The following is a 9,885-nucleotide window of genomic DNA, read 5'->3' as shown; positions in this document are numbered from 1 at the left end:
AGAGATGAATTAGGAGGCAGGGGATGAAATTCATGACACCAGACCATTCATTCGAAGGTGATATTCACTCCCCTCTAGAAGTAGATATCCATGAACGAGAGAGCATCGAGATCGAACTGCTGCTTGAGGGGATTCATCGACTCTATGGCTATGATTTCCGGAATTATGCCATGCCCTCCCTTAGGCGGCGCATATGGCACTGCGTCCATGCTGAGAATTTGAAGACTGTTTCAAGCCTGCAGGAAAAGGTGCTGCATAATCGGGATTGTTTTGATAGACTGGTATATAATTTATCGATTCCGGTAACAGAAATGTTCAGAGACCCTGAGCTGTTCAAGACTTTCCGTAAGAAAATCATCCCGATCCTTAGAACGTATCCTTATATCCGGATCTGGCACGCGGGATGTTCGACGGGAGAAGAAGTATATTCCATGGCCATTATGCTGCATGAAGAGGGCCTGTATGAGAAGTCAAGAATTTACGCGACCGATATGAATGACCGTTCCCTTGCCCAGGCGAAGGAAGGTATTTTCAATATTGAGAAGATGCAGCTCTACACAAAGAACTATCTGGCGGCTGGGGGCACCCGGTCGTTCTCAGAATACTATACAGCAAAATATAACTCGGTAATTTTTCAACCGTTCTTAAGGAAGAACTTGATATTTGCCGAACATAATTTGGCGACAGACGGTTCCTTTAATGAGTTCAACGTTATTTTTTGCCGCAATGTTATGATCTACTTCGACGACAAGCTGCGGAATCATGTCCATAAATTGTTCCACGAAAGTTTAAATCACTTTGGTGTTCTGGTGTTAGGCTCGAAAGAATCTATTCATTTTACAGACTTTGCTGACTGCTATGAGCCAATGGACATGACAGAGAAAATTTATCGCAAGATCAAATAAATTTGTCACCATTATTGAGGAGGATTCCATGGGGTATCACGAACCAATTCACATATTGCTGGTAGATGACCGCCCCGAGAATTTGCTCGCTCTGGAGGCGGTGCTCGATAGTGAGCAGTACAATCTGGTTAAAGCAACCTCGGGGGAAGAGGCTCTTAGACACTTGCTGAAAGATGAATTCGCCGTGATCGTGCTTGATGTGCAAATGCCGGGTATGGATGGGATCGAGACGGCCAAGCTTATCAAAGCCCGTGACAAGACGAAGGATATTCCTATTATTTTCATTTCGGCCAACAGCAAAGAAGCGGACCAATTGTTCGCAGGGTACTCAGCAGGTGCTATCGATTATATGGTGAAGCCGTTCATTCCCCAGATTCTAAGATCCAAAATTGAAGGCTTTGTCAGCATGTATCTGACGAATAAGAAGCATAAGACCCAGTCTATGCTGCTTCACCAGAAGACCTTGGAGCTTGAGAAGATTAATGAGGAATTGATCAAGGCCAAGGAAGCTGCAGAGATCGCCGCCAAAGCGAAGACGGAGTTTCTCGCCATGATGAGTCACGAGATCCGTACGCCGATGAACGGGGTTATTGGCATGGTTGATCTTCTAATGGAGACTGAACTTAAGGACGAACAGAAAGAATATACGGATATTATTCGCAAGAGTGCGGATGCTCTGGTAACCGTGATCAATGATATTCTTGATTTCACGAAGATGGAGTCAGGCAAGATGGAGCTTGAAGAGACTCCATTCGAGCTTCAGAGCGGCATCCAGGAGGTATTCAACCTGTTCTCGGTGGATGCAGGTCGTAAAAATCTAGAGTTGGTCTACTTCATAGATGAGCAGATTCCTTCGGTGATCTACGGTGATCAGGGCCGTATGCGCCAGATCCTGATCAATCTGATCTCAAACGCAATCAAATTTACAGACCATGGCGGAATATATCTGGTAGTTACGCCAAAATATGTGGAAGCTGAGCGTATGTCTCTTGAATTCACGGTAAAAGATACAGGTATCGGTATTCCGGCTGAGAAGATCGACAAGCTGTTCAAGCCGTTCTCTCAGCTTGATTCCTCCATGACCCGCAAGTATGGAGGAACCGGGCTGGGACTTGCGATCTGTCGTACGCTGGTTCAGATGATGGGCGGAGATATCCGTGTGGAATCGATGGAAGAGAATGGGGCAACCTTTATTTTCACTGTTAATGTGGGGAAGTATGAGGATCATCCTGAGGACTTTAACAATGAAAATTTGGAGAATCGGGCCGAAGTAGTCCAATTGCTGTCTCCCAGACGGGTCTTGATCGTAGATGATCACCCTATTAATCAGAAGCTGATGCTAAGTATGCTGCGAAAGCTTGGCTATACGGCAGATGTTGCCGAGAATGGCGAATGTGCAATCAAGATGGCTCAAATGCCGGGAGGCTATGACTATATCTTTATGGATCTGCAGATGCCGGTTATGGATGGGCTGGAAGCTACCCGCCGGATCTGTGCGGAGGCTCAGGAAGATAACGCACCGCTGATTATTGCCATGACCGCGAATGTCATGGAAGGTACGAAGAACCGGTGTCTGGATGCCGGGATGGTCGACTATGTCAGCAAACCCGTCAAGCTTAGCAGCCTGAAGAAGATACTGACCAAATATACGGAAACGGTGGTTTCCATGGATGAATTAGAACAGTTGAAAGGCAGCTGAGTGGGGGCGCGATCCTTTTTCATTTTGTTTCACAAGCTCACTTTTGGGTTAATGAATGTAGAATGGGCTGTTATTTTTAAAAAAAGAAAACATAATTCAGGAGAGAGTGTCTATGAATACAAATAAGAATGATAAGTTCAATGCGACTACCCAGGTAGAAGACGGTACGTGCACGGTTTATTTAAGAGGAGAATTAGATTTATCCGTGGCCCCGGACTTCAGACAGGTAATGGAACCTCTTGTCGAGGATGGGGAGCTTGACTTGGTGATTAACCTTAAAGATCTGAAATACATTGATAGTACAGGTATTGGAATCTTGTTATCTATACTGAAAGCTAGACATGGTATGAGTGCACAGTTTCTTGTTCGGGAAGTTCCGGCCCAAATTCAAAAGTTGTTTGACATGACCGGAATAGCTAAGTTTTTTGCTTCACAGGAGAATCCCCAATAGGAAAGGATCGAAGTTAGAATGAAAGACGAAGTTCAAAGAGTTATATTACACTTACCGGCAACAGCGGATTATGTCGATATTGTTAGATTGAATTTATACGGGATTGCTTCCAAGATGGGTTTCTCCTATGAGGATATTGAAGATATGAAGGTTGCGGTCTCTGAGGCCTGTAACAACTCTGTTCTTTATGCCTACAAGCAGGAGGATGGCACGGTTGAAGTTACTTTTGAAGTCAAGCCGGATTCATTGTCAATTACGGTCAAAGATGAAGGGGAGAGCTTTGATTCGTGGGACAAAACAGACGATCGGGTAACACTTCACGATAAAAATCTGGACGATGCCCAAATCGGTGGTCTCGGCTTCTATTTAATGCAGGCGCTTATGGATGACGTAAGCGTAGTGAGCGAGGCAGGGAAAGGAACAAAAGTGGTCCTCATCCGCAATCTCGCTCGCAGTGAGGAGAAGGTATGACGGATAGACTGACTCCCCCAGAGTCGATGAACGAAGCAATCGGTCTAATCTGGGAATACCAGCAGACCAAAGATAATGAAATTGCCACCGTACTCATCAAGAAATATGAGCCCATGGTGAAGATGGCTGCCGGTAAGATTGCCCGCAACCGTCCGGACTTATACGAGGATCTATATCAGGTAGGGCAGATGGCCTTGATTCGGCTTCTTCAGCAGTATGACATTGAGCTTGGTATTCCCTTTGAGCCCTATGCCATGAAGAGTATGATCGGCCATATGAAGAATTTCCTAAGAGATAAATCCTGGTATATCCAGGTGCCGCGCCGAATCAAAGAGAAGGGTGCTTTGGTCCAGCAGGCCATTGATGAGCTTACCGTGAAGCTCGAACGGTCTCCGGATGTGAAGGAGATTGCATCATTCCTGGATCTTTCTGTGGAGGAGACGATTGAAGTCCTTGCCGGCCGGGAATGCTACCATTATGTCTCATTGGACTCACCGCTCTCTCAGGATGAGAGTACGGCAACACTCGGAGAATTAATCAGCTCCGATGCCAATGACTATGATACGGTGGAGAAGAGAATGGACCTCCAGCAGGCGCTCAGCCAACTGAAGGAGCAGGAGCAAAGTGTTCTGCTTCTGGCATTCCAGGACGGTCAGTCCCAGCGTGCAATTGCCCAGAAGCTTGGAGTATCTCAGATGAGTGTATCCCGTATTCAAAAACGCGCAACCGAGAAGCTTAAGCAGATCATGTCAAATTCGGGTTCCTAATATGTTCTTTATCGACTGTAATAACTCATGAAGACACGCCATTCTTTTTAAGAATGAGGCGTGTCTTTTTTGAAGAGAGTATATAGGGAAGCGGAGAGAGGGGGCGCCTTGGAATGAAGATAACATCAAAGGCACACCAGGAATGGACCATGGAGCAAGGCTGGAAGTGGATCGATCTGAACATTGAGAACTGGGATACGGCAGAAATAAAGGAAATAGAAGAGCGATATCATTTGGCAGACGAGTGGCTGCATGAGATCCCACGGGTAAAGACCAGCTATCTATCCGTTCGCCTGACGGACAATGACCGTCCGATTATATTCGGTACGTTGCTGTACTCCGTAAAGCTGGAGATTGATTCCTCCGAATCTTGCAGCAAATTTCATTTTTTTCTGAGCGATGAGGTATTTATTACGATCAATCTTGATGAGGATACCCGCGCCATTATGACATCGGAAGAGCGCTTGAAAGTTCTAAGAAGGTGTTCTCATCCTAGCGATGGATTGTTTATTCTAGGCAGAACCCTGATTCATTATTTTCATACTGGAATGGATAACTTTGAGGCCAATCTCCGGCGGGTCGAGGATACGATGCGGAAGCGGAATAAGAAGAATATTATGGACCGGATACTCAATGCCCGGTTTGAGCTTCTTTATTGGCACAATTTGTTCATTCCCTTTCAGGAGCTTCTGACGGCATCGCGCGAAGCCTATTTAGATGAAATTGACAGCAGTATGTATTTTAAGAGGTATTATTACCGGCTTGAAAGGGTCGAACAGCTGTTCTTTCATTATGAACGAGAGATCGATACCTTGATCTCCATTGATGATGCGATCTCGGCATTCCGGGGAAATGAGATCACGAAGACGCTTACCATTATTGCTTCTATATTCACACCAGCTACAGTGATTGGAGCTATTTGGGGCATGAACTTTGACTATTTACCCTGGATCAAAACTGGAGTATGGGGATTTGCTCTAATCATGGCTATCATCTTACTCAGTACGATAGGTCTGGGAATTTGGCTGAAAGCCAAGGGATGGACCGGGGATTTGCTTGAGGTTGAAGATGAAGAGTCGAATTTGTAAATTCACCTAGTCGATGGGACAAATAAAATTAAGCCTGCGCAGTAGCTCAGGCCTAGGAAGGGCACCAGTGAGGTGCTCTTTTCTTATTGTTTGGGGTCATTCTCCAGACCCTTTTCTTTATCTTCAGTGACCGTGTTCATTTCATCCATCTCTTTGCCTAGGCGCTTCAGGTCTTTCATGTCATTAACCATCGACCCATTCTCAGCTTCGTCAATGTCTTTGTGTTTAGGTACATTACCTGCTGCCGCATCGATGATCTGGTCACGGGTATACTTCTCTTGTTCGTCTTTGGGATTATTTGAACTCATGCTAAAGGCCTCTCTTCCCGGTTAAAATGTTATTTCTTATACGCATCCATATAATGCTGAATATTGGCCAGGAACTCACCGATCAGCGGCATGGACACGAAGAAACTTGTGATCCAACCGAATAACGCCAGGACCAGCGCTGTTCCTATCGTTAGTCCAAGCCCCCGAGCCAGACCTGCGGTGAAGTTCGAGAACAGCCGCTTCTTAGGGTTTGTATAATTCTCGATAATATCCTTGAAGTCAGATCTTTCCAGTGCATCTGCAATATCATCCAGGCGTGAATTCAGGCGCTTCACCTCATGCCTGAGCTCAAAGGGATGGTCTTTGGTATCATATTGCTTCAGTTCTCCCATATGGAAATTCACGTCCTTTCTGCAAAAGTAGGGATAAGAAATAGCCAGCTGAAGAAGGCTGGCTATTTCACAAGGAACATCTTATAAGGATTAATAAGATGCGCTTGTTTTGTTATGAACTTCACGGGCAGTGTCTTGAGAAGCCTTGCGAATGTCGCTCGAAAGCTCGTTCGAAGTATCCTTTGCTTCGCTAGCTACTTCACTGGCAGAGTTTTTTGCATCTTCCGATACATTAGCAGCTGCCTGTTTCACTTCTTCGCCAACCATGGAAGAGGCTGTCTTCACACTGGATACAAGTGTACTAGCACTTGATCCTACGGTTTTAGCCAAATCTGTAGTTTTAGCCGTAACATTCTTAGCCAGATCTGTAGCTTTTTCAGTCACAACTGATGCTACATCCTTGGATTTATCGCATACAGTGCCCCATTTTTCTGACAAATCGCTGCGCATTTCACGACCTGGCTTTGGAGCGTAGAGAAGAGCTGCAGCTGCACCTAGAAGACCGCCAATCAGCAAACCTTTTGTGAAAGTCGAACCGCTTTGTACCGGATAATCTGTTTCTGCTTTATTCATTCTAATCACTCCTTAATGGATTTATGTTATACAGCCGAACTAAGTAATCTGAGCCAGATTGGTATAGTCCAGTCTGTATCTTGAGAAGCTTTTGTCTTAAGGGCTCTGATTGTTGCTCAGCTTACTTTGTATATAAACTTCATGCCTTTGGCTGAAACAAATTGGTATAATATACTGTAGTAGCCGGATTAGAGATGCGCTAGACGATAAGGAGACGAACAGATATGAAAGAAGCTGTCCTGGTTCAGGAGTTTCGTGCGGGCATTCTGGAATGTGCGCATTCGGGTCATATAAGCATAGTGAATGAGAAGGGGAACGTGATCTATTCAGCAGGAGATCCTGATTTTACAGCTTTCACACGCTCATCCGCCAAACCTTTCCAGGCTATTCCGGCTGTACGGGCCGGTGTGACCCGCCATTACCAGCTTACGCGAGAGGAAGTAGCGATTATGACGGCTTCCCATCGTTCACAAGAAGTACACGTAGAGACACTTGAGCGGTTAAGCGGCAAAATCGGTATTGAAGAACACTGTCTCGTCTGTGCTCCAAGCCTGCCGCTAGATGAGATAGCCAAGGAGGAGCTGCTGCGCTCGAACGGTCATCGGCGCAGATTGTTCCATAATTGTTCAGGTAAGCACTTTGGGGTTCTGGCTTACGCCAAAATGATGGATTATCCGGTTCAAGGTTACGACAAGCTAGAACATCCGGTCCAGCAGGAGATCTTGACCACGCTGGCGTCGTTTGCTGAGATGAAGCGTGAAGAGATTGGTCTTGGAACCGACGGATGCGGGTTCCCTGTATTTGCGCTTCCTCTATCTTCCTTGGCTATGGCTTATTTGAAGCTGGCTTGTCCGGATCTAATTAAGGATGAGGCTACACGTGAAGCTGTGATTCAGATTACGGGCGCGATGAACACTCACCCCGTTCTGGTTGGGGGTACGGACAGAGTGGATTCCATCCTGCTGGAGGATTCCAACATCGTTGCGAAAGGCGGCTTCAAAGGGGTTTACTGCTTCAGCTTGAAGAAAGAACGGCTTGGGGTCGCTTTGAAGATTCTGGATGGATCTGAAGAGGAGTGGGGGCTGGTGGTTCTGAGGATATTGGAGCAGCTCAATTACAAGAACCAAGCGACATTGGAACGGATGAGAACAGCATTCAGCAAAGATATCTTCAACGATGCCGGCAGGAAAGTGGGATATGCCGAGGCCAGTTTTGAATTAACAGCCGCACAATTATAAATAGCATGTAAGCTGCCCCTTATTAAGTGATACAAGTAAGAATGTTTCATACCTTATGCGAAACAGAACAGCGCTTCTCCTGTAAATGGAGGAGCGCTGTTCTGCATTTTCTGGCTGTCAAATGCCCATGATTAGTCCTTAAGCCTTAAGGGTAAGGAATAGCAAGAAAGTGCCCTACAGATAGCATTTCAGGACTCTCATCTCTCATATATGAAGTCTAATCTAGGATCGTGGAGGTCGAAAAAAATGATTAAAGTGATAACTTCGGATGAACGCCATACTTCAGACCGTGGATGGATTCATAGTGAATTCAGTTTTTCATTTTCTGACTATGAAGATCCAAGTAATGCTCATTTCGGATGCCTGCTCGCCCATAATGAGAATATCTTGAAGCCAGAACAAGGGTTCAAGAGACACCCCCATCATGATCTTGAGATAGTGACTTATGTAGTGTCGGGAACACTGGAACATCGTGATGATCTGGGTAACTCTCATCAGCTTAAGCCAGGAGATATTCAGGTAATGAGTGCGGGGACTGGGGTACAACACGAGGAGCGGAACCCTTCAAGTAATGAAGAGGTCCGTTTTATCCAAATGTGGTTTTTGCCGGATCAAAGGAGTGAGTCTCCAGCCTGGAGAGCCCTTTCTTTTGATAGACAAGATCAACTCAACAAGCTGCTTCCTGTAATATCCGGTAATGGGACGGAAGGTACGCTCCCTATTAATCAGGAGGTAACCATCTTCCTAAGCACTCTGGAGACGGGGCAGGAAGTCAGCCTCCCTCATCGGGATGAACGCAGGACTTATGTGTTCCTAATTGACGGGAATACAGATTTGAACTGTGGAGATGAGCAGCTGTCTCTGAGACCCGGAGATGCTACCCGGATCAAAAAAAGCTGCGAAATTACCTTCAAGGGTACAAGCAGCGACAGTCCGGCCAATTTACTGATCGTGGACATGCCATAATACGAAGCTTACGATACGCACTCATGATATATAACTATGAAAAAGAGTCCGCTCCAAGGTTTGTCAAATAAGACATTCGGAGTGGACTCTTGTTTTTTTGCTTCATTAATATGCTTCCAAACTCAACCTCTTAGATTACCCAGTTCAGAAGCCACCGCTTCAACTTCCGAAATGCTGAGACGTTCCTTGCTCATTACGATTTCATACACTTCATAAATATCATCGTAACGCTCGACGGAGAAGGCGGAAGCCTGCATCGCAGCACCTGTAGCCATTCTTAATTTATTCTTGATGGCTTCAATCATATATTCAACGTTCTCCTGGGTCTTCTGGGTCAAGTCCATACTTCTCATCCTCTCATTGCAGCGTAATACAGGGTATTGTATCACTTTTGCGGCACCCAGTGAAGATAAGGTACAATAGCAGTATAGTGATCCAGGCTTAAGGAGAGAACAGAACAGGATGGGAACAAGCAAACGCCGCCTCTTGGATGAGGCTCTGGCAGGACGGAAATGGTCGGCGGGAAGCGAATTGAACGAATTCTTCAAGGAAGTATGGAGTCAGAATCAGGGTGATAACCTTACCTTTCTGTGTATCGGTACAGACCGATCTTCCGGGGATGCACTGGGTCCCTTGGTCGGAAGTAAGCTGATTAAATATGGCTTCCGCCATGTGATTGGTTCCCTGGATCATCCTTGTGATTCCTTGAATTTCAAAGACCGGCTGGAAGCGATCCCGCAGAATCACCAGATAGTTGCGATAGATGCTTGCCTAGGCACAGCTCCCTCTGTAGGCCATTATATTCTGGCCCGGCAGCCCCTGCTGCCTGCTCAGTCTGTTGGCGGTATGCTTCCACCAGTTGGAGATTATAGTGTTGCTGCGATTGTAAATGTGAAAGGGCCTAAGCCATACACTTCACTACAGATGACATCGCTGTATCAAGTCATGTGTATGGCAGAGGAAATTGCCACTGCTGCGGCATCTGCCTTCGGCAAGATTCCCAATTTGGCAACCAAGCATGGTTCAGAGCCGGCGGTATTAGATTAATAGTAATCATAATCCCATT

General features: G+C 45.9%; 13 protein-coding genes. 9 read left to right on the top strand and 4 right to left on the bottom strand.

The genetic code is table 11. From position 1 onward, the window contains the following. The first annotated feature begins 32 nt into the window (after positions 1-32). The 6 genes from EJP77_RS16155 (at position 33) to EJP77_RS16130 (ending at position 5,381) form a co-directional block, all read left to right on the top strand. Positions 33-905: a CheR family methyltransferase gene (locus EJP77_RS16155; protein ID WP_127200383.1), complete on the top strand. Its 873-nt coding sequence runs from the start codon at positions 33-35 to the stop codon at positions 903-905. 28 nt (positions 906-933) lie between these two features. Further along, entirely contained in the window at positions 934-2,604 is a 1,671-nt protein-coding gene (locus EJP77_RS16150) for a response regulator (RefSeq protein ID WP_127200286.1), read from the top strand. A gap of 112 nt (positions 2,605-2,716) precedes the next feature. Further along, positions 2,717-3,055, top strand: a complete 339-nt coding sequence (locus EJP77_RS16145) for an STAS domain-containing protein (RefSeq protein ID WP_127200285.1) — start codon at positions 2,717-2,719, stop codon at positions 3,053-3,055. An 18-nt stretch (positions 3,056-3,073) separates the two neighbouring features. Next, the gene (gene rsbW, locus EJP77_RS16140; protein WP_127200284.1) at positions 3,074-3,526 is read left to right on the top strand and encodes an anti-sigma B factor RsbW; all 453 of its coding nucleotides are present in this window, start codon (positions 3,074-3,076) and stop codon (positions 3,524-3,526) included. Beyond that, on the top strand, positions 3,523-4,293 hold the full coding sequence (locus EJP77_RS16135) for a sigma-70 family RNA polymerase sigma factor (protein ID WP_127200283.1): 771 nt from the start codon (positions 3,523-3,525) through the stop codon (positions 4,291-4,293). Before rsbW ends, EJP77_RS16135 begins: the two co-directional genes overlap by 4 nt. Before the next feature lie 113 nt (positions 4,294-4,406). Further along, on the top strand, positions 4,407-5,381 hold the full coding sequence (locus EJP77_RS16130) for a magnesium transporter CorA family protein (RefSeq protein ID WP_127200282.1): 975 nt from the start codon (positions 4,407-4,409) through the stop codon (positions 5,379-5,381). An 83-nt stretch (positions 5,382-5,464) separates the two neighbouring features. On the opposite strand, the gene EJP77_RS21095 is transcribed toward EJP77_RS16130, so the two are convergent. The 3 genes from EJP77_RS21095 to EJP77_RS16115 all read right to left on the bottom strand — a co-directional run bounded on the left by EJP77_RS21095 (position 5,465) and on the right by EJP77_RS16115 (position 6,615). Further along, on the bottom strand, positions 5,465-5,689 hold the full coding sequence (locus tag EJP77_RS21095) for a hypothetical protein (protein ID WP_127200281.1): 225 nt from the start codon (positions 5,687-5,689) through the stop codon (positions 5,465-5,467). Positions 5,690-5,718: 29 nt separating this feature from the next. After that, positions 5,719-6,042: a DUF5665 domain-containing protein gene (locus EJP77_RS16120; RefSeq protein ID WP_127200280.1), complete on the bottom strand. Its 324-nt coding sequence runs from the start codon at positions 6,040-6,042 to the stop codon at positions 5,719-5,721. A gap of 90 nt (positions 6,043-6,132) precedes the next feature. Next, positions 6,133-6,615, bottom strand: a complete 483-nt coding sequence (locus tag EJP77_RS16115; protein ID WP_127200279.1) for a YtxH domain-containing protein — start codon at positions 6,613-6,615, stop codon at positions 6,133-6,135. A gap of 224 nt (positions 6,616-6,839) precedes the next feature. On the opposite strand from EJP77_RS16115, the gene EJP77_RS16110 reads away from it, so the two are divergent. Together EJP77_RS16110 and EJP77_RS16105 are read left to right on the top strand one after the other, a co-directional pair. Next, positions 6,840-7,853, top strand: coding sequence for an asparaginase (locus EJP77_RS16110; RefSeq protein ID WP_127200278.1), 1,014 nt, complete (start codon positions 6,840-6,842; stop codon positions 7,851-7,853). A 246-nt stretch (positions 7,854-8,099) separates the two neighbouring features. Further along, the gene (locus tag EJP77_RS16105; protein WP_127200277.1) at positions 8,100-8,819 is read left to right on the top strand and encodes a pirin family protein; all 720 of its coding nucleotides are present in this window, start codon (positions 8,100-8,102) and stop codon (positions 8,817-8,819) included. A 122-nt stretch (positions 8,820-8,941) separates the two neighbouring features. On the opposite strand, the gene EJP77_RS16100 is transcribed toward EJP77_RS16105, so the two are convergent. Further along, positions 8,942-9,163, bottom strand: a complete 222-nt coding sequence (locus tag EJP77_RS16100) for a DUF1128 domain-containing protein (RefSeq protein ID WP_127200276.1) — start codon at positions 9,161-9,163, stop codon at positions 8,942-8,944. Positions 9,164-9,281: 118 nt separating this feature from the next. Between EJP77_RS16100 and yyaC the strand changes: the two genes are divergently transcribed. Further along, a complete protein-coding gene (yyaC, locus tag EJP77_RS16095; RefSeq protein ID WP_127200275.1) occupies positions 9,282-9,866 on the top strand; it encodes a spore protease YyaC in 585 nt (194 codons plus the stop codon). Positions 9,867-9,885: the final 19 nt, after the last annotated feature.

Source organism: Paenibacillus zeisoli, assembly GCF_003994465.1.
Classification (GTDB): Bacteria; Bacillota; Bacilli; order Paenibacillales; family Paenibacillaceae; genus Fontibacillus; species Fontibacillus zeisoli.
This window is presented reverse-complemented; position numbering and strand designations above follow the sequence as displayed.